Origin of the sequence: Streptomyces sp. NPDC050842, assembly GCF_044456565.1 — a bacterium.
GTDB lineage: Bacteria > Actinomycetota > Actinomycetes > Streptomycetales > Streptomycetaceae > Streptomyces.
The window spans coordinates 106,195-124,322 of record NZ_JBITGA010000012.1; the positions used below are offsets into that span (position 1 = coordinate 106,195).

Below are 18,128 nucleotides of genomic sequence, written 5' to 3' on the forward strand. Positions count from 1 at the left end.
CCGGTGCGTCCGCCTCGACCCCCACGACGTTACCGCTCATTAACCGATGATCGATCGTCCGGGGCGGGCATGCTGTCCGGGTGGGTGTGACGTATCCGACAGAAGAGGGGTACAAGTGCGGCCTATCGGCAGAAGAGGGTTCGTGGCCGGCGCCACCGGGGCGGCGCTCATGGTGACGGGAGCGACAACGGGACCGGCAGGGGGGACGCCGGCCGCCGTCACCGCGTCCCCGGACCGGGGGAAAGGGCCACACCGCAAGCGCGAGTTCCGGGGCATGTGGGTGGCCACGGTCGCCAACCGCGACTGGCCCTCCCGGTCCGGCCTGACCGCCGAGGAGCAGCGCGCCGAACTCCTCGCGCATCTCGACACGGCCGTCGAGCGCAACCTCAACGCGGTGGTCCTCCAGGTCCGGCCGACCGCCGACGCCCTGTGGCCCTCGCCGTACGAGCCGTGGGCCCAGTGCCTGACCGGTACGCAGGGCCGCGACCCGGGCTGGGACCCGCTGGGCACGGCCGTCGAGGAGGCCCACGCGCGCGGGCTCGAACTGCACGCCTGGTTCAACCCGTACCGAGTGGCGAATCACACGGATCCGACCCGGCTCGTCGCCGACCACCCGGCCCGGCTCCATCCCGAGTGGGTCCTGCCCTACGGCGGAAAGCTGTACTACAACCCCGGCCTGCCCGAGGTCCGCGGCTTCGTCCAGGACGCGATGCTGGACGCGCTGCGCCGCTACGACATCGACGCCGTGCACTGGGACGACTACTTCTATCCGTATCCGGTGGCCGGGCAGGTCTTCGCCGACGACGAGGCGTACGCGCGGTACGGGGCGGACTTCCCCGACAAGGCGTCCTGGCGGCGGAACAACACCGACCTGCTGGTCTCCGAGATGGCCGCCCGCATCAAGGACACGAAGAAGCAGGTGGCATTCGGGATAAGCCCCTTCGGTGTGTGGCGGAACATCGCCACCGACCCCGAGGGCTCGGACACCCGCGCCGGAGTCCAGACGTACGACGACCTGTACGCCGACACGCGCAAGTGGATCCGGGAGGGCTGGATCGACCACGTCGTCCCGCAGCTGTACTGGAACATCGGCCTGCCCGCCGCGGACTACGCGAAGCTGCTGCCCTGGTGGGACGCGGTCGTCCGGGGGACCGGCGTCGGCCTGTACATCGGCGAGGCCCTCTACAAGGCGGGCGATCCCGCCCAGCCGGCGGCCTGGCAGGACCCGAAGGAGCTGTCACGCCATCTGGAGCTCGCCGCCACGTACCGGTCGGTCGGCGGGCACTGCTTCTTCGCGGCGAAAGAGGTCGCCGCGGACCGGGCCGGGGCGATGGCCACCGTGGTGGCCGATCACTACCCGACCAGGGTCCGTCCGCCGAAGGACAGGCCCTAGCGGGCCTCCGCCTCCGGGCGATGGCGTACGACGGTGTCGGGGCCGGGTGACATCAGGGCCTCGTGGCCGTCGTCGTCGAATTTCACGCGGTACGGGGGAGTGCCGTTCTCCCCCAGTACCTGCAGAACCTCGGCCGTACGGTCGTGGTGACCGACGGTTCGGCCGTGCACCAGCAGCTTGTCGCCCACGCTCGCGTGCATCGGGGTGACCTCCTCGCGACGCGCCAGTCCTACTCGGAGTCTCTGTCTGCCATTGTGACCCGCGCCACCCCGATTCGTCGCGTCAGCTCTTCGCCCGCTGGGTGACCGCGATGCAGACGAGGACCCCCACGGCGGCGAGCGGGGCGGCGAGAGGCAGCGACTCGCCGAGCAGGAACACCGACCAGATCAGGGTGAGGAGCGGCTGCGAGAGCTGGAGCTGGCTGGCCTTGGGGATGCCGATCTCGGCCATGCCCCGGTACCAGACGTACAGGCCGAAGAAGGTGGAACCGGCGGCCACCCACGCCAGGCCGATGACGCCGTGGGCGGTGAGGTGGACCGGCTCGATCGACAGCGCGACCGCCGAGGCGACCGCCATCAGCGGCAGGCAGAGGACCAGGGCCCAGCCGATGACCTGCCAGCCCGGCATGAGCGCCGCGAGCCGGCCGCCCTCCGTGTAGCCGGCGGCGCACACGAGCAGCGCCCCGAAGAGGTACACGTCGCCCGTGGACACCGCGCCGCCGCTCTGCTGGACCGTGAAGCCGAGCACCACGACGGCTCCGGCGACGGCGGCGAACCAGAAGGTCCGGGACGGCCGCCGCCCGGTCCGGATCGCGGCGAGCGTCGCCGTGGTGAGCGGCAGCAGGCCCACGACGACGGCGGCGTGCGAGGTGGTGGAGGTCTGCAGGGCCAGCGTCGTCAGGAGCGGGAAGCCGATGACGACACCGCCGGCGACGACGGCGAGGCCGGCCCAGTGGCGGCGCTCCGGCAGCGGCACCCGGCCGGCGAGGAGGAAGGCGCCCGCGATGAGCGCGGCGAGCGTGGAGCGAACGGCCACCAGGGACCAGGGCCCGAAGCTCTCCAGGCCCCACACCGTCGACGGGAAGGTCAGCGAGAAGGAGACCACGCCGAGGAGGGCGAGCAGGGTGCCGCGCGTCAGGGGGGCGGGCGCCTCAGCTCCGGAGGGCCTGCCGGCCCGGCGCGAGCCCGTCCCCGCGGAGGCGGACGGAGTGCTTCCCTCGGCGGCGGCGACCGCTATCGTCGTGGTGGCAGTAGCGCTATCCTCTGGTCTCATGCATGAGCGTAGCAGTGTCGCGGAACTGGCGGGATCCCTGAGAGCGGAGCTCAACCGCTACTCTCCAGGTGGAAAACTGCCGTCGAGTCGCGCACTCGTCGAGCGCTACCGCGTCTCCCCGGTCACCGTGACCCGAGCCCTCGCCCAGCTCGCCGCCGAAGGCCTCGTCGTCACCCGTCCCGGCGCCGGCGTCTTCCGCGCCGAGCCGCGTGCCACCCCCGTCGCCGGGGACACCTCCTGGCAGGAACTCGCGCTCAGCGCGGACACCGCCACCGAGCTCGTCCCCCGGGCCGTCGACGCCTCCGGTGTCCTCGTCACCCTCTCCGTGCCGCCGCCGGGAGTGATCGAGTTCAACGGCGGCTACCTCCACCACTCCCTCCAGCCCGAGCGGGCCCTCGCCGCCGCCCTGGCCCGCGCCGGACGCCGCCCCGGCGCCTGGGGACGACCGCCCACGGACGGCCTGCCCGAACTGCGCGAGTGGTTCGCCCGCGAGATCGGCGGCAGCGTCACCGCCGCCGAGGTGCTGATCACCGCGGGCGGCCAGTCCGCCATCTCCACCGCCCTGCGCGCCCTCGCCCCGCCCGGCACCCCCGTGCTCGTCGAGTCGCCCACCTACCCGGGCATGCTCGCCGTCGCCCGCGCCGCCGGACTCCGGCCCGTCCCCGTACCGGGCGACGCCGACGGGGTCCGCCCCGAGCTCCTCGAAGCCGCCTTCCGGGCCACCGGGGCGCGCGTCTTCGTCTGCCAGCCGCTCTTCCAGAACCCCACAGGCACCGCACTCACCCCGGAACGGCGCCGGGAGATCGTTCGCATCGCCCGCGCCGCCGGCGCCTTCGTCGTCGAGGACGACTTCGCCCGCCGCCTCGTCCACGAGGACGCGGGGCCGCTCCCCGCGACGCTCGCCGCCGACGACCCCGACGGCGTCGTCGTCCACGTCTGCTCGCTCACCAAGCCCACCTCGCCCAGTCTTCGCGTCGGCGCCCTCGCCGCCCGCGGCCCCGTCCTGGAACGCCTGCGCGCCATCCAGGTCGTCGACAGCTTCTTCGTCCCCCGGCCCCTCCAGGAGGCCGCCCTCGAACTCGTCGGCGCCCCGGCCTGGCACCGACACCTCCGGGCCGTCTCCCAGGAGCTCAGGAGCCGCCGGCAGGCCATGACCGCGGCCGTCGCCCTCCACCTCCCCGAGCTCGCCCTGCCGCGCGTCCCCTCCGGCGGCTACCACCTCTGGCTCCGCCTCCCCGACTCGCTGCCCGAGGCCTCGCTCCTCGCCACGGCCCTGCGCACCGGCGTCGCCGTCGCTCCGGGCCGCCCCTACTTCTGCGCCGAACCCCCTGCCGGGCACATCCGGCTGAGTTTCGCGGGTGTGGCGGGCCCCACCGAGATCGCGGAAGGGGTGCGCCGCCTGCGGGCGGCGGTCGACGAGATCGCCGTCTGAGCGGCGGTCCGGTCCGGGCGAGGGGCCCGGACCGGACCGCACGGCGGTTCCCGGGCGTGGCAAATTCACCTGACAAGAGCCCGCGCCCCTGGAACCCTGCGCCCATGGACTCCAGCACCACCGCCGCCCCCTCCGGCACCGCCGTCATGCACGGGGCGTACGAGATCTCAGCCGATCCCGCACGGATCGACGCGGCCCGCGTCCACCACTGGCTCTCCACAGACGCCTACTGGGCCCTCGGCCGACCTCGGGAGAAGCAGGACGCGGCCATCTCGGGCTCGCTCAACTTCGGCGCCTACCACGGCGAGACCGGCGAGATGGCCGCGTACGCGCGCATCGTCACCGACTACGCCACCTTCGCCTGGCTCTGCGACGTCTACGTCGACCCGCAGGTCCGCGGCACCGGCCTCGGCACCGCGCTCGTCACCGCCGTCCGCGACCACCTCGAACCGTACGGACTGCGCCGCATCCTGCTCGCCACCGCCGACGCGCACGGCGTGTACGAGAAGGTCGGTTTCGCGCCACTGCAAATTCCGGACAAGTGGATGACTCTCGGGCAGCAGTGACCCGACGCCCCTCCGGTCCCGGGAAATGACCCCTTGACCTGGGAGGCCACCGGCCTCACGATCGCGGCCATGAGTCTTCGGGTCACGCTCGTCGCGGCGGCACGCAGCTCCTCCCTGCTCGCCGAACGCTTCGACGACGACCGGCCGCTCGACGAGGCCGGCTGGTACGAGGTGCAGGTCGCCGCGCCCGCGCTCATCCCGCTCGGCGCGGCCGAGCTGCGCTACTGCTCCCCGACCCCGCGCAGCCGCGCCACCGGCACCGCCCTCGGCTACGCGCCCCTCGCCCAGCCCGCGCTGCGCGAGTGCGACATGGGCCGCTGGCGCGGCCTCACCCTCGCCGAGGTCGCCGCCCTCGAACCGGCCGCCGTCGACGCCTGGCTCACCGACGCCCGCACCGCCCCGCACGGCGGTGAACCGCTCCTCGCCTTCATCACCCGGATAGGGAACTGGCTCGACACCCGCCCGGCCGAGGACTGCTCCATCGTCGCCGTCGCCGAACCCTCCGTCGTCCGGGCGGCCCTCGTGTACGCCCTGAAGGCGCCGCCCTCCACGTACTGGAACGTCGACGTCCGCCCGCTCTCCACCGTCACGCTCACCGGCCGCCCCGGCCTCTGGCACCTCCACCTCGACGCCGCCCTGCGCTGAACGACGCGTCGTGCGCCCTGCGGAGCGTCGTCGAGGCCGGGGGTGAGGCCGAGGGTGAGGCCGGGGGTACGGACATGCCGACGGTACGCAGTGCGGTCGAGCGCACCCCGGTGACGGCCGCCCTCGCCACCGGGCCCGCGTTTCCCGGGGCCCCGGACGCCCGGAGCCTCTTCGCCACGCTCTGGGAAAGGCTCCTCGCCGCCGCCGGCGAGCACGCGGAGGGAGAGCGGAAGGCCGCGACCGGCTAGCCTGAGAGCACGATGAACCGTTTGACCACGTCATGGGGCGCCTTCACGCTGACCCGCCACCCCGAGGACCCGCGCGATCCGCTGCGGGCCTGGGACGCGTCCGACGAGTACCTCCTGGGCCACCTGGCCGAGAGCGGTACCGATCTGTCCGGCGCCGTCGCCGTCCTCGGCGACCGCTGGGGAGCACTCGTCACCGCACTCCAGGCTGCCGGGCCCGGCGAGCTCGTCCAGATCTCCGACTCCTACCTCGGCCGGCAGGCCACGCGGGCCAACCTCGCGCGCGCCGGGGCCGCTCCGGACGCCGTCCGGCTGCTGACCACGCAGGACCCGCCGCCCGAGCGGATCGACGTCCTCCTCGTCCGCGTCCCCAAGAGCCTCGCGCTCCTGGAGGACCAGCTGCACCGGCTGGCACCCGCCGTGCACGAGGGCACCGTGATCGTCGGCACCGGCATGGTCAAGGACATCCACACCTCCACACTCCGCCTCTTCGAGCGGATCCTGGGGACCACCCGCACCTCGCTCGCGGTGAAGAAGGCCCGGCTGATCCACACCACGCCCGAGCCCGGCATCGTCCCGCGCCCGAACCCCTGGCCGCACCGGTACGCCCTCCCGGCGGACACCCCCGCGCCCGGCCTCCCCGGCCTGACCGTCACCAACCACGCCGGGGTCTTCTGCGCCGACCGCCTCGACATCGGCACCCGCTTCCTGCTCGCGAACCTGCCCGGTGACCTCGGCCGCGCCCGGGTCGCCGACCTCGGCTGCGGCAACGGCGTGGTGGGTCTCGCCATCGCCCTCCACGAACCCGACGCGGAACTGGTCTTCACCGACGAGTCGTACCCAGCGGTCGCCTCCGCCGAGGAGAACTTCCGCACCCATGTGGGCGAAGGGCGCAAGGCCGAGTTCATCGTCGGCGACGGGCTCTCGGACCTGCCCGCCGGCTCGGTCGACCTCGTCCTCAACAACCCGCCGTTCCACAGTCACCAGGCCACCACCGACCGCACGGCCCGCCGCATGTTCACGGAAGCGCGGCGCGCGCTGCGGCCGGGCGGCGAACTGTGGGTCGTCGGCAACCGCCACCTCGGCTACCACGTCACCCTCCGCCGCATCTTCGGAAACAGCGAGCTCGTCGCGAGCGACCCGAAGTTCGTGGTGATCCGGGCGGTCCGTCAGCCCGATCGCGAGGACACCGCCTGAGGCGTCACCGCCCCAGGATTCAGCCCCACGTACGGGAGCACAGGACGAGCTGGTAGCCGTCGGGGTCGGCGACGGTGACGCCGTACTCGTCCCAGTACGGGTTGTGCGCGGGTATCCGCGTACCGCCCGCCGCGAGCAGCCGCTCGACCTGCTCCTCCTCGACGGGCGCGCCGAGGTAGACGACGAACAGGTCCTCCACGGTGGGGGTGGGCTCCACCGGGTGCTCGGGGTCGCGGGTCAGCTCGAAGTGCCAGCCCCCGCCGGCCGGGCCGACCATGAGGAGGTCGTGTTCGCCGGGCACCCGCACGGTGGTCCGCCACTGCACGGAGAGGCCGAGCCCGTCGACGTAGAACCGCTCGGCGGCGGCGAGGTCCCGCGAGGGGCGGGCGACCCGTACGTGGGTCTGCGCATCGATGATCATGCCCTCCAGGCTAGGCGGGCGCGAGGCGCCGGGGCCTCGGGGCTTTCCCCCTCGTCCCCCGGACTGAACCCTGACGCGTAGGTCAGGGTCACGGTCCCGGCGCCCCGCCGCCCCGCCCTCCCCTCCCCGTCACGCCAGGGTGACGAACTCCCGGTACTCCTCGCTCCACAGGTCCTCGTCCGCGTCCGGGAGCAGCAGGACCCGCTCCGGGCGCAGCGCGTCGACGGCGTCCTCGTCGTGCGTGACCATCACGATCGCGCCCGGGTAGGTGCCCACGGCCGCCAGGACCTCGTCGCGGGAGGCGGGGTCCAGATTGTTCGTGGGCTCGTCGAGGAGCAGGACGTTGGCGCCGGAGTGGACGAGGGCGGCCAGCGCCAGCCGGGTCTTCTCGCCGCCGGAGAGCACCCCGGCCAGCTTGTCGGCGTCGTCGCCCCGGAACAGGAAGGCGCCCAGCACCGCCCGTACCTCACCGTCCGTCAGGTGCGGTGCGGCCCCCGCGAGGTTCTCCCGGACCGTGCGGCCCCGGTCCAGCGTGTCGTGTTCCTGGGCGAAGTACCCGAGGCGCAGGCCGTGGCCGCGTACGACCCGTCCCGCGTCGGGCGTCTCCGCCCCGGCGAGAAGCCGCAGCAGCGTCGTCTTCCCGGCTCCGTTGAGCCCGAGGACGACCAGCCTGCTGCCCCGGTCCACCGCCAGGTCCACCCCGCCGAGGACGGGGCGCTCCCCGTACGCCTTGGTGAGCGAGACCGCACCCAGCGGCGTACGGCCGCAGGGCGCGGGCTCGGGCAGCCGGATGCGGGCGACCCGCTCGGCCTGGCGCGCGGGGTCGAGCCCGGCGAGCATCCGGTCGGCCCGGCGCGCCATGCTGCGGGCCGTCGTCGCCGTCGCCACGCGGGACTTCATGCGCTCCGCCTGCGCGTGCAGCGCGGCCGCCTTCCGCTCCGTGTTGGCGCGCTCGCGCACTCGGCGCCGCTCGTCGGCGTCCCGCTGCGCGAGGTAGACCTGCCAACCGGTGTTGTGGACGTCGAGCGCGGCGCGCTGCGGGTCGAGGTGGAAGACCCGGTTGACGGTGTCGGTGAGGAGCCGGACGTCGTGGCTGATCAGCACGAGGCCGCCCCGGTGGGCGGTCAGGAAGCCGCGCAGCCAGCCGATCGAGTCGGCGTCCAGGTGGTTGGTCGGCTCGTCGAGGAGCAGGGTGTCCTCCGGGCCGTGACCGGCGAAGAGGATCCGGGCCAGCTCGACCCGGCGCTTCTGCCCGCCGGACAGCCGGCCGACGGGCCGGTCCATCACCTCGGCGGGCAGGCCGAGCCCGGCGGCGACCCGGGCCGCCTCCGCCTCGGCCGCGTACCCGCCGCCCGCCTCGAACGCGGCCTCCGCCCGGTCGTACGCGGCGAGCGCCCGCGCGTCGGGCGCCTCGCCGAGTCGGCGGGCCGCCTCCGCGAGCCGCCGGACGGCCAGGTCGAGACCGCGCGCGGAGAGGATCCGGTCGGTGACGGACACGGTCGGGTCGGCGGCCCGCGAGTCCTGCGCGAGATGGCCGACGGAGCCCGTACGGGTGACGGAGCCGGCGGCCGGGGCGCGCAGCCCGGCCAGGGTGTCGAGCAGGGTGGTCTTGCCGGCGCCGTTGCGGCCGACGAGGCCGATCCGGTCGCCGGGGGCGATGTGGAAGGAGACGCCGGACAGCAGGAGCCGGGCGCCGACGCGCACGTCGGCACCATGAACGGTGATCATGGGATAACGCTCCGAAACAGCTGAAGGACACACGGGTGGCGTGGGCGTGGGTCCGCAGCTAGGAGATTCGGGGCGTAGACATACGTCGAGGCTAACGGAGCGCGCACCCCGACGCACCGGAATTCCGCCCCGCCCAGGGCCCGCCCCCTCCCTGCCCCGCCCGCTCACCCGTCGGGAAAGGCCAGGTCCAGGGCGCGTACCCGGTCCTCCCCGGCGACGATGTCGAGGGCGACGATCCGGTCGTGCCGGAGCGCGAACGCCACCGCGGAGACCGGGACGCCGGCCACGAAGGCGACGAGCCCGACGGACCCGTCGACCAGCGCGGGCCTCGCCATGTCGGCGAGGCGGGCGAAGGAGGCGGCCGCCTCCGCGACGGCCGGGGCGCCGTGGACCGGCCCGCGCGCGGAGTACGCCACGACGTCCGGGGCGAGGACGGCAGCCAGCGCGCGGGCGTCACGCGCGCGTGCGGCCGCGAGAAACCGCTCCGCCACCGCGCGCTGCCGGCCCGGAACGCCGTCGGTCCGCGCCGCCCCGCCGCCCCGGATCCGCTCCCGGACGCGCCGGGCGAGCCGCGCCGCGTCCTCGGGGGAGCCGCCGGTGACCCGAGCCGTCTCGTCGGCCGGCAGCCCGAACAGGTCGTGCAGGACGTACGCGAGCCGCTCCTCGGCCCCGAGGGCCTCAAGGATCACGAGCAGCGCGAGCCACACGGAGTGCACCCCGAGGTCCGCCCCGGCCGGGGCCCCGATGGCCCCGCCCCCGCCCAGATCTCCGCCCCTGCCCAGACCCCCGCCCCCGCCCAGCCCTCCGCCCTCAGGCCCCGGCCGCCCGGCGGCCGCCCGTTCCTGGAGTCCGCGTACGCATGCCTGCCCCACGTGGGCCGCCAGCCAGGCTCCGGCGACATCCGTGCCATCCCGCCCGAGCTCCGCCCGTACCGCCGCGAGCACGTCCTCGGCCTCGGCCCGCGACCCCGTCATGCGCAGGGCCACGCCCCGCAGCTGCTCCTGATCGGCATCGAAGCGCCTGGTCAGAGCGGTGAGCAATGTGTCGTCGTGCATGGGGCCTCACTCCTCGTCGGTTCCGTCACCGCCTTGACGCGAGGACACCCCCCGATGTGACACGACGTGGCCGCCCCGGCCCCGGGGCGGTCGGTCGTTGCATAAAACTGCGGACGCACGTATAGTCATGCCATCCACGAGGAGGGTTTCGATGAAGGTACGAGCAGCGGTCGCCGGCGCGAGCGGATACGCGGGCGGAGAGCTCCTGCGCCTCCTTCTCGCCCACCCCCACGTCGAGATCGGCACCCTGACGGGCCACTCCAACGCGGGCCAGAAGCTCGGCGCCCTCCAGCCCCACCTGCTCCCGCTCGCCGACCGCGTCCTCGCGCCGACCGAGCCCGCGGAGCTCGCCGGGCACGACGTCGTCTTCCTGGCGCTGCCGCACGGGCAGTCGGCCGCCGTCGCCGAGCAGCTCGGTCCCGACGTCCTCGTCGTCGACATGGGCGCCGACTTCCGGCTGGAGAACCCCGCCGACTGGGAGACGTACTACGGCTCCCCGCACGCGGGTACCTGGCCCTACGGCCTCCCCGAGCTGCCCGGCGCCCGCGCCGCGCTCGAAGGGTCCAAGCGCATCGCGGTGCCCGGCTGCTACCCCACCGCCGTCTCGCTCGCCCTCTTCCCGGCGTACGCGAACGGCCTCGCCGAGCCCGAAGCCGTGATCGTCGCCGCCTCAGGGACCTCCGGCGCGGGCAAGGCCGCCAAGCCCCACCTCCTCGGCAGCGAGGTCATGGGCAGCATGTCGCCGTACGGCGTCGGTGGCGGCCACCGCCACACCCCCGAGATGATCCAGAACCTCAGCGGTCCCGCGGGGGAGCGGGTCACCGTCTCCTTCACGCCCACCCTGGCCCCGATGCCCCGCGGCATCCTCGCCACCTGCACGGCCGCCGCGAAGCCGGGCGTCACCGCCGGATCCGTACGGGACGCGTACGAGAAGGCCTTCGCCGACGAGCCCTTCGTCCACCTGCTCCCCGAGGGGCAGTGGCCGGCGACGGCGTCCGTCTACGGTTCCAACGCCGTTCAGGTACAGGTCACGTACGACGCGGCCGCGAACCGGATCATCGCCATCAGCGCCATCGACAACCTCACCAAGGGCACCGCCGGCGGTGCGGTGCAGAGCATGAACATCGCCCTGGGCCTCCCCGAGGACACCGGACTTTCCACGATTGGAGTTGCGCCGTGAGCGTGACCGCAGCGAAGGGATTCACGGCAGCGGGCATCGCCGCCGGAATCAAGCAGAACGGCAACCCGGACCTGGCCCTCGTGGTCAACACCGGGCCCCGCCGCGCCGCCGCGGGAGTCTTCACCTCCAACCGCGTCAAGGCCGCGCCGGTCCTCTGGTCCCAGCAGGTCCTCGCCGACGGCGAACTGACCGCCGTCGTCCTCAACTCCGGCGGCGCCAACGCCTGCACCGGTCCCCAGGGCTTCCAGGACACCCACACCACCGCCGAGAAGGTCGCCGAGGTCCTGAGCGCCAAGGGCCCGGAGGTCGGCGCCGGCGACGTCGCCGTCGCCTCCACCGGCCTCATCGGCATCCTGCTCCCCATGGACAAGCTCCTCCCCGGCGTCGAGAAGGCCGCGGACGAACTCTCCGAGCACGGCGGCGAGAAGGCCGCCATCGCCATCAAGACCACCGACACCGTCCACAAGACCTCCGTGGTCACGAAGGAAGGCTGGACGGTCGGCGGCATGGCCAAGGGCGCCGGCATGCTCGCCCCCGGCCTCGCCACCATGCTCGTCGTCCTCACCACCGATGCCGACGTCGACGCCAAGGGCCTGGACAGCGCCCTCCGGGGCGCCACCCGCGTCACCTTCGACCGGGTCGACTCCGACGGCTGCATGTCCACCAACGACACCGTGCTCCTCCTCGCCTCCGGCGCCTCCGGCGTCACCCCCGCGCAGGACGAGTTCACCGAGGCCGTACGGGCCGTCTGCGACGACCTCGCCCGCCAGCTCATCGGCGACGCCGAGGGCGCCAGCAAGGACATCCGCATCGAGGTGATCAACGCCGCGACCGAGGACGACGCCGTCGAGGTGGGCCGGTCCATCGCCCGGAACAACCTCCTCAAGTGCGCCATCCACGGTGAGGACCCCAACTGGGGCCGGGTGCTCTCCGCCATCGGCACCACGCGGGCGGCCTTCGACCCGGACCGGCTCAACGTCGCCATCAACGGCGTGTGGGTCTGCAAGAACGGCTCCGTCGGCGAGGACCGCGAGCTCGTCGACATGCGCTACCGGGAGGTCACCATCACCGCCGACCTGGCCGCCGGCTCCGAGTCCGCCGTCATCTGGGCGAACGACCTCACCGCCGACTACGTCCACGAGAACAGCGCGTACTCGTCGTGAACAAGGCCGACAACCCCAACACGCCCGCGCGGAAGCACACCGCCCTCCCGAAGGCCCAGATCCTCATCGAGGCCCTGCCCTGGCTCACCCGCCACCACGGCAAGACCGTCGTCATCAAGTTCGGCGGAAACGCCATGATCGACGAGGACCTGAAGGCCGCCTTCGCCCAGGACGTCGTCTTCCTGCGCCACGCCGGCCTCAAGCCGGTCGTCGTGCACGGCGGCGGCCCCCAGATCAGCGCCGCGCTCGACAAGCACGGCATCGTCAGCGAGTTCAAGGCCGGCCTGCGCGTCACCACCGAGGACGCCATGGACGTCGTACGGATGGTCCTCGCCGGACAGGTCCAGCGCGAGCTCGTCGGGCTGCTCAACCAGCACGGCCCGTTCGCCATCGGCATGACGGGCGAGGACGCGCACACCATCACGGCCACGAAGCACCAGCCGGTCATCGGAGGCGAACAGGTCGACATCGGCCGGGTCGGCGAGATCACCGCCATCGACACCGGCGCCATCGAGGCGCTCCTGGAGGACGGCCGGATCCCGGTCATCTCCTCCATCGCCCGCTCCCAGGACGACGGACATGTCTACAACGTCAATGCTGATACGGCGGCTGCGGCACTCGCTGCGGCGCTGGGTGCCGAGACACTGATGGTCCTGACCGACGTAGAGGGCCTCTACGAGGACTGGCCGAACAGCGACGAGGTCATCAGCAGGCTCACCGCGAGCCAGCTGGAGAAGCTGCTGCCCGAGCTCTCCAGCGGCATGGTCCCCAAGATGGAGGGCTGCCTGCACGCCGTACGGAACGGGGTCACCACGGCCCGCGTGATCGACGGCCGGGTCCAGCACTCGATCCTGCTGGAGATCTTCACCGACGAGGGCATCGGGACGATGGTCGTGCCCGACGGACAGGGGGACTGAACCGATGAGCAGCACCGGCAATGAGCAGCTGACCCAGCGGTGGCAGGGCTCGCTCATGAACAACTACGGCACCCCCCGGCTGCCCCTCGTCCGCGGTGAGGGCGCCAAGGTCTGGGACGCCGACGGCAACGAGTACCTCGACTTCGTCGGCGGCATCGCCGTCAACGCCCTCGGCCACGGACACCCGGCGATCGTCGAGGCCGTGACCCGGCAGGTCCAGAGCCTCGGCCACGTCTCCAATCTCTTCGTCGCCGAGCCGCCCGTCGCCCTCGCCGAGCGGCTGCTCGGCCTCTTCGGCCGGCCCGGCAGGGTCTTCTTCTGCAACTCGGGCGCCGAGGCCAACGAGGCCGCGTTCAAGATCGGCCGGCTCACCGGTCGTACGCACATGGTCGCCACCGACGGCGGTTTCCACGGCCGGACCATGGGCTCCCTCGCGCTCACCGGCCAGCCCGGCAAGCAGACCCCCTTCCTGCCGCTGCCCGGTGACGTCACCCACGTCCCTTACGGCGACGTCGAGGCCCTGCGCGCCGCGGTCACCGAGGACACGGCCTTCGTGATCATCGAGCCGATCCAGGGCGAGAACGGCGTCGTCGTCCCGCCCCCCGGCTACCTCAAGGCCGCCCGGGAGATCACCCGCGCCACCGGCACCCTCCTCGTCCTCGACGAGGTCCAGACCGGCATCGGCCGCTGCGGCCACTGGTTCGAGTACCAGGCCCACGACGGCGTCGAGCCGGATGTCGTGACCCTCGCCAAGGGGCTCGGCGGCGGCCTCCCGCTCGGTGCGACCGTCGCCTTCGGCCCGGCCGCGGACCTCTTCGGCCCCGGCCACCACGGCACCACCTTCGGCGGCAACCCGATCGCCTGCGCCGCCGGACTCGCCGTCCTGGACACCCTCGGGGCCGACGCCGCCCTCGACCACGTCAAGGCGGTCGGGGAGCGGCTGCGCTCGGGAATCGAGGGTCTGGGCCACCCGCTGGTCTCCCACGTCCGTGGTGCGGGCCTCCTGCTGGGTATCGTGCTCACCGGGCCCCTCGCACCCCAGGTGCAGGAGGCGGCCCAGGACGCCGGCCTCCTGGTGAACGCGCCCGCCCCCGATGTCGTCAGGATCATGCCTCCGCTGGTCCTCACCGACGCCGAGGCGGACACCTTCCTCCGGGCCCTCCCCGGAGTCCTCGACGTGGCGAACGGGCAAGGACGAACCGGAGAATGAGACGACGATGACCGACGCGCAGGAGAACGAGCACGGCGGGCCGTCCGTTCCGCAGACCCGCACCGCACGCCACCGCAGGATCGTCGACATCCTCAACCGTCAGCCGGTGCGCTCGCAGAGCCAGCTCGCCAAGCTCCTCGCGGACGACGGGCTGAGCGTCACTCAGGCGACGCTCTCCCGCGACCTCGACGAGCTGGGCGCGGTGAAGATCCGCAACACCGGGGGAGAGCTGATCTACGCGGTGCCCAGCGAGGGCGGCTTCCGCACCCCGCAGGCCCCGCTCGGCGAGTCCGCCAAGGAGGAGCGCATGCGGCGCCTCTCCGGCGAACTGCTGATCTCCGCCGAGGCCTCCGCCAACCTGGTGGTGCTGCGGACCCCGCCGGGCGCGGCCCAGTTCCTCGCGTCGGCCATCGACCAGGCCGAACTCCACGCGATCCTCGGCACGATCGCGGGCGACGACACCCTCCTGCTGATCAGCCGGGACCCGACGGGCGGTCAAGCACTCGCCGACCACCTGCTGCGCCTGGCGCAGAAGGGCTGACCTGACGTAGTACCCGTGTCGGCACCGGTTGATCGCCGTCGGAACGCTCCGCGTGCCGACGGCGATGTGCTGCCGGCACGGACCCACAACCGGCCGTCGCCCCGCCGCCGTTGACGCGCCGGGGCGCTGCCGTCTCACGTCCCGGGTGTCCGAGTGCGATCGCGCCCGCGTGCGAGGCGGAGCACTCGGAGCACCCACGCGCCCGGCTTCGAGGCCGACGCGTGGACCGGGGCATCGACCTGGCCGGTGGCCGTCGCGTCGACGGACACCACGGTCGGCACCTCGGCTGAGGGATCGGCCAGGGGATTGGGCGGGGAAGCGGCCGGAAGCTGCTCGGGCCAGGGGCCCAGCGCCTTCGTGGCCTCGCGTACGACCCGCGGCGAACTGTCGTCGAGCAGCGGTACGAGCCGCTGGGGCCGGACGGCGTCGAGCAGCCGCAGCCCCACCACGGCGCCGGCCCGCACCCGGGGCCGCTCGTGCGCGATGAGCGACCAGAGCGTCGGCGCGTCCGCGGCCCGGTCGCCGCACTCGGCGAGACCCACCGGAGCGAAGTCGGGCGTCCGGTCCCCGGCGGCGCAGGCGGCCCGGTAGAGCGTCGACGGATCCGTACCCACCTGCCGCAGGGCCCAGCGGGCGCACGCCCGTACGAGCACGGAGCGGTCGTACAGGAACGGCTCGGCGTCGGCGGCCCGCCCGCTCCGGCGAAGCGCCGTGACGCCCGCCGCCCGCACACGGCCGGTCCGGGATGCCAGCAAGGGGGCGAGAACGGTCTCGTCGACCGAGTCGCCCGAGGCGGCGATCGCCGCGCTCGCGCACAGATCCTGGACGACCACGTCCGGGTCGCCGGCGGCGATCGTGGCGAGCCGCGCGGGGGAGAGGAGACCGCGCTCGACGGCGACCCGGTGCGCGAGCCGCCGAACGGCCCGGTCCTCGGCGGTGAGCAGCGCCGTCAGATGCGCCTCGGACTCTCGTGGAGCCGTGCGATCAGCAGTTCGCGTGCGGAGTCCCCGCGCAGCCGGCGACCCTCCCGGAGGGCGACGGAGGCCACTGCGGTGAGCGTCTCGGGCGCGAGCCCCGGCAGCTCCGCGCGCAGCAGGGCCCGGGCCCGTTCCCGTACGGGCTCGACCCAGTCGGCGCAGCGGATCACGGCCAGGGGGAGGAGCGTGGGGACGTGGGTGACGTACGGGAGGGCGGCCTCCCTGGTCCGGCCGTCGGGGTCGCACACGGCGAGTGCCAGTTCGAGGGTGGTGGGAGGGCGGCTCGGCGTGGGGGAGAGCCACGTGCCTCGGGGCGGGACGCGGCCGCCCCACCGGGTCAGGCCACGGACGTGTCCGTCCAGTTCGGCCCACGCGCCGGCGTCGGCCCCTTCGAGGGCGCGGGCCAGGTGGTCCGAGACGTCCACGTGCGCGTTGCTCGACATGGCCGGAGCCTAGGACTCAAGGCGGCAGGACGCCCCTGATTATCGGGATCACCGGGATCGCCGGGCCGGGTGTCGACCTGCCCGGCATCGCGTTGACAAAACATACGGTGGACCGCATAGTTATGCCTAGTAGAGGGTGCGCGATCGCCGCCCGGCATGACCTGGCGTGACCCGCACACGTACACCCACCCTCCTGAGGAGTAGCAGCTGTGAGCAGCAACAACGGTGACGTCCGGCTCTGGGGCGGCCGGTTCGCCGACGGCCCCGCCGAGGCCCTCGCGAAGCTGTCCGCGTCGGTCCACTTCGACTGGCGTCTCGCGCCGTACGACATCGCCGGCTCCCGCGCCCACGCGCGCGTGCTGCACAAGGCGGGGCTGCTCACCGAGGACGAGCTGACGCGCATGCTCGCGGGCCTCGACCTGCTGGAGGCGGACGTCGCCGACGGCTCCTTCGTCGGCACGATCGCCGACGAGGACGTCCACACCGCCCTGGAGCGCGGCCTCCTGGAGCGCCTCGGCCCCGACCTCGGCGGCAAGCTGCGCGCCGGCCGGTCCCGGAACGACCAGGTCGCCACCCTCTTCCGGATGTACCTCCGGGACCACGCCCGCGTCATCGGCGGCCTCATCGCCGACCTCCAGGACGCCCTGGTCGGCCTCGCCGAGGCGCACGCGGACGTCGCCATGCCCGGCCGTACGCACCTCCAGCACGCCCAGCCGGTGCTCTTCGCCCACCACGTCCTGGCCCACGCCCAGTCCCTGTCCCGGGACGGCGAGCGGCTGCGCCAGTGGGACACCCGGACGGCCGTCTCCCCGTACGGCTCCGGTGCCCTCGCGGGCTCCTCGCTCGGGCTCGACCCGGAGGCGGTCGCCAAGGACCTCGGCTTCGAGCGCGGCTCCGTCGGCAACTCGATCGACGGCACGGCCTCCCGTGACTTCGTGGCGGAGTTCGCCTTCATCACGGCGATGATCGGGGTGAACCTCTCCCGGATCGCGGAGGAGATCATCATCTGGAACACGAAGGAGTTCTCCTTCGTGACCCTCCACGACGCCTTCTCCACGGGCTCGTCGATCATGCCGCAGAAGAAGAACCCGGACATCGCCGAACTGGCGCGGGGCAAGTCGGGCCGTCTCATCGGCAACCTGACGGGCCTGCTCGCCACGCTCAAGGCTCTCCCGCTCGCGTACAACCGCGACCTCCAGGAGGACAAGGAGCCGGTCTTCGACTCCTGCGACCAGTTGGAGGTCCTGCTGCCCGCCTTCACCGGCATGATGGCCACGCTCACGGTCCACCGCGAGCGCATGGAGGAGCTGGCCCCGGCGGGCTTCTCGCTCGCGACGGACATCGCGGAGTGGCTGGTCAAGCAGGGCGTGCCGTTTCGGGTGGCGCACGAGGTCGCCGGCGAGTGCGTCAAGGTCGCCGAGTCCGAGGGCAAGGAGCTGGACGAGCTCACGGACGACCAGTTCGCCAAGATCTCCGAGCACCTCACCCCCGAGGTCCGCACGGTCCTCAACGTCCCCGGCGCCCTCGCCTCCCGTGACGGCCGAGGCGGCACCGCCCCCTCGGCGGTCGCCACCCAGCTCGTCGAGGTCAAGGCCGACCTGGTGATCCAGCACGCCTGGGCCGACGCCAAGAAGTAGCCCGCACGACGCTCGCGGCGCCGCCGCCCTCCACACCGGAGGGCGGCGGCGCCTTTTCGCTTGCCCGACTCGCCGGGCTCTCTCGCTCGGTAATGAGACAGTGATG

The 18,128-nt window shown here is 73.2% G+C and carries 19 protein-coding genes; 12 read left to right on the forward strand and 7 right to left on the reverse strand.

The features are described 5' to 3' along the window. Positions 1-142 precede the first annotated feature (142 nt). A complete protein-coding gene (locus ACIBG6_RS33245; RefSeq protein ID WP_399226438.1) occupies positions 143-1,393 on the forward strand; it encodes a glycoside hydrolase family 10 protein in 1,251 nt (416 codons plus the stop codon). On the opposite strand, the gene ACIBG6_RS33250 is transcribed toward ACIBG6_RS33245, so the two are convergent. Continuing rightward, positions 1,390-1,593 carry a DUF1918 domain-containing protein gene (locus tag ACIBG6_RS33250; protein ID WP_399226439.1) on the reverse strand — a complete coding sequence of 68 codons (204 nt, stop codon included), beginning with the start codon at positions 1,591-1,593 and terminating at the stop codon, positions 1,390-1,392. The two genes, ACIBG6_RS33245 and ACIBG6_RS33250, sit on opposite strands and share 4 nt — an antisense overlap. Positions 1,594-1,675: 82 nt before the next feature. Beyond that, positions 1,676-2,665 carry a DMT family transporter gene (locus ACIBG6_RS33255; RefSeq protein ID WP_399226440.1) on the reverse strand — a complete coding sequence of 330 codons (990 nt, stop codon included), beginning with the start codon at positions 2,663-2,665 and terminating at the stop codon, positions 1,676-1,678. On the opposite strand from ACIBG6_RS33255, the gene ACIBG6_RS33260 reads away from it, so the two are divergent. The 5 genes from ACIBG6_RS33260 (at position 2,664) to ACIBG6_RS33280 (ending at position 6,750) form a co-directional block, all read left to right on the forward strand. After that, on the forward strand, positions 2,664-4,097 hold the full coding sequence (locus ACIBG6_RS33260) for a PLP-dependent aminotransferase family protein (RefSeq protein ID WP_399226441.1): 1,434 nt from the start codon (positions 2,664-2,666) through the stop codon (positions 4,095-4,097). The two genes, ACIBG6_RS33255 and ACIBG6_RS33260, sit on opposite strands and share 2 nt — an antisense overlap. 104 nt (positions 4,098-4,201) lie before the next feature. Continuing rightward, positions 4,202-4,663 (forward strand): GNAT family N-acetyltransferase, encoded by a 462-nt coding sequence (locus ACIBG6_RS33265; protein ID WP_399226442.1) that lies wholly within the window; start codon positions 4,202-4,204, stop codon positions 4,661-4,663. A gap of 69 nt (positions 4,664-4,732) precedes the next feature. Next, a complete protein-coding gene (locus tag ACIBG6_RS33270) occupies positions 4,733-5,308 on the forward strand; it encodes a histidine phosphatase family protein (protein WP_399226443.1) in 576 nt (191 codons plus the stop codon). A gap of 74 nt (positions 5,309-5,382) precedes the next feature. Beyond that, the gene (locus ACIBG6_RS33275) at positions 5,383-5,556 is read left to right on the forward strand and encodes a hypothetical protein (protein WP_399226444.1); all 174 of its coding nucleotides are present in this window, start codon (positions 5,383-5,385) and stop codon (positions 5,554-5,556) included. 12 nt (positions 5,557-5,568) lie between these two features. Then, complete coding sequence (locus ACIBG6_RS33280) at positions 5,569-6,750, forward strand: methyltransferase (protein WP_399226445.1); 1,182 nt, start codon at positions 5,569-5,571, stop codon at positions 6,748-6,750. A gap of 19 nt (positions 6,751-6,769) precedes the next feature. Here the strand turns inward: ACIBG6_RS33280 and ACIBG6_RS33285 are convergent, their stop codons facing one another. From ACIBG6_RS33285 to ACIBG6_RS33295, 3 genes are all read right to left on the reverse strand, one after another. After that, entirely contained in the window at positions 6,770-7,171 is a 402-nt protein-coding gene (locus tag ACIBG6_RS33285) for a VOC family protein (protein WP_399226446.1), read from the reverse strand. 129 nt (positions 7,172-7,300) lie between these two features. Further along, positions 7,301-8,899: an ABC-F family ATP-binding cassette domain-containing protein gene (locus ACIBG6_RS33290; RefSeq protein ID WP_399226447.1), complete on the reverse strand. Its 1,599-nt coding sequence runs from the start codon at positions 8,897-8,899 to the stop codon at positions 7,301-7,303. Positions 8,900-9,063: 164 nt separating this feature from the next. Beyond that, positions 9,064-9,954, reverse strand: a complete 891-nt coding sequence (locus ACIBG6_RS33295; RefSeq protein WP_399226448.1) for a DUF4440 domain-containing protein — start codon at positions 9,952-9,954, stop codon at positions 9,064-9,066. Between the two features lie 151 nt (positions 9,955-10,105). On the opposite strand from ACIBG6_RS33295, the gene argC reads away from it, so the two are divergent. From argC to ACIBG6_RS33320, 5 genes are read left to right on the forward strand one after another with little or no spacing between them, the layout of a single operon-like run. After that, a complete protein-coding gene (gene argC / locus ACIBG6_RS33300) occupies positions 10,106-11,134 on the forward strand; it encodes an N-acetyl-gamma-glutamyl-phosphate reductase (protein ID WP_399226449.1) in 1,029 nt (342 codons plus the stop codon). Then, positions 11,131-12,297 (forward strand): bifunctional glutamate N-acetyltransferase/amino-acid acetyltransferase ArgJ, encoded by a 1,167-nt coding sequence (gene argJ, locus ACIBG6_RS33305; RefSeq protein WP_399226450.1) that lies wholly within the window; start codon positions 11,131-11,133, stop codon positions 12,295-12,297. Before argC ends, argJ begins: the two co-directional genes overlap by 4 nt. Next, a complete protein-coding gene (gene argB / locus ACIBG6_RS33310) occupies positions 12,294-13,214 on the forward strand; it encodes an acetylglutamate kinase (protein ID WP_399226451.1) in 921 nt (306 codons plus the stop codon). Before argJ ends, argB begins: the two co-directional genes overlap by 4 nt. Positions 13,215-13,218: 4 nt before the next feature. Next, positions 13,219-14,424: an acetylornithine transaminase gene (locus ACIBG6_RS33315; protein WP_399226452.1), complete on the forward strand. Its 1,206-nt coding sequence runs from the start codon at positions 13,219-13,221 to the stop codon at positions 14,422-14,424. 7 nt (positions 14,425-14,431) lie between these two features. Further along, positions 14,432-14,965, forward strand: coding sequence for an arginine repressor (locus tag ACIBG6_RS33320; RefSeq protein WP_055644505.1), 534 nt, complete (start codon positions 14,432-14,434; stop codon positions 14,963-14,965). Positions 14,966-15,099: 134 nt separating this feature from the next. Here the strand turns inward: ACIBG6_RS33320 and ACIBG6_RS33325 are convergent, their stop codons facing one another. Both ACIBG6_RS33325 and ACIBG6_RS33330 read right to left on the reverse strand, forming a co-directional pair. Further along, positions 15,100-15,798 carry a HEAT repeat domain-containing protein gene (locus ACIBG6_RS33325; RefSeq protein WP_399226453.1) on the reverse strand — a complete coding sequence of 233 codons (699 nt, stop codon included), beginning with the start codon at positions 15,796-15,798 and terminating at the stop codon, positions 15,100-15,102. A gap of 116 nt (positions 15,799-15,914) precedes the next feature. Continuing rightward, on the reverse strand, positions 15,915-16,385 hold the full coding sequence (locus tag ACIBG6_RS33330) for a hypothetical protein (RefSeq protein ID WP_399226454.1): 471 nt from the start codon (positions 16,383-16,385) through the stop codon (positions 15,915-15,917). Between the two features lie 209 nt (positions 16,386-16,594). Between ACIBG6_RS33330 and argH the strand changes: the two genes are divergently transcribed. Beyond that, positions 16,595-18,022, forward strand: coding sequence for an argininosuccinate lyase (gene argH / locus ACIBG6_RS33335; protein ID WP_399226455.1), 1,428 nt, complete (start codon positions 16,595-16,597; stop codon positions 18,020-18,022). Positions 18,023-18,128: the final 106 nt, after the last annotated feature.

Coding starts and splice junctions, on each gene's coding strand:
- ACIBG6_RS33250 (WP_399226439.1), bottom strand. CDS start 1,593: ATGCACGCGAGCGTGGGCGACAAGCTGCTGGTGCACGGCCGAACCGTC.
- ACIBG6_RS33260 (WP_399226441.1), top strand. CDS start 2,664: ATGCATGAGCGTAGCAGTGTCGCGGAACTGGCGGGATCCCTGAGAGCG.
- ACIBG6_RS33255 (WP_399226440.1), bottom strand. CDS start 2,665: ATGAGACCAGAGGATAGCGCTACTGCCACCACGACGATAGCGGTCGCC.
- ACIBG6_RS33265 (WP_399226442.1), top strand. CDS start 4,202: ATGGACTCCAGCACCACCGCCGCCCCCTCCGGCACCGCCGTCATGCAC.
- ACIBG6_RS33270 (WP_399226443.1), top strand. CDS start 4,733: ATGAGTCTTCGGGTCACGCTCGTCGCGGCGGCACGCAGCTCCTCCCTG.
- ACIBG6_RS33275 (WP_399226444.1), top strand. CDS start 5,383: ATGCCGACGGTACGCAGTGCGGTCGAGCGCACCCCGGTGACGGCCGCC.
- ACIBG6_RS33280 (WP_399226445.1), top strand. CDS start 5,569: ATGAACCGTTTGACCACGTCATGGGGCGCCTTCACGCTGACCCGCCAC.
- ACIBG6_RS33285 (WP_399226446.1), bottom strand. CDS start 7,171: ATGATCATCGATGCGCAGACCCACGTACGGGTCGCCCGCCCCTCGCGG.
- ACIBG6_RS33290 (WP_399226447.1), bottom strand. CDS start 8,899: ATGATCACCGTTCATGGTGCCGACGTGCGCGTCGGCGCCCGGCTCCTG.
- ACIBG6_RS33295 (WP_399226448.1), bottom strand. CDS start 9,954: ATGCACGACGACACATTGCTCACCGCTCTGACCAGGCGCTTCGATGCC.
- argC (WP_399226449.1), top strand. CDS start 10,106: ATGAAGGTACGAGCAGCGGTCGCCGGCGCGAGCGGATACGCGGGCGGA.
- ACIBG6_RS33315 (WP_399226452.1), top strand. CDS start 13,219: ATGAGCAGCACCGGCAATGAGCAGCTGACCCAGCGGTGGCAGGGCTCG.
- ACIBG6_RS33320 (WP_055644505.1), top strand. CDS start 14,432: ATGACCGACGCGCAGGAGAACGAGCACGGCGGGCCGTCCGTTCCGCAG.
- ACIBG6_RS33330 (WP_399226454.1), bottom strand. CDS start 16,385: ATGTCGAGCAACGCGCACGTGGACGTCTCGGACCACCTGGCCCGCGCC.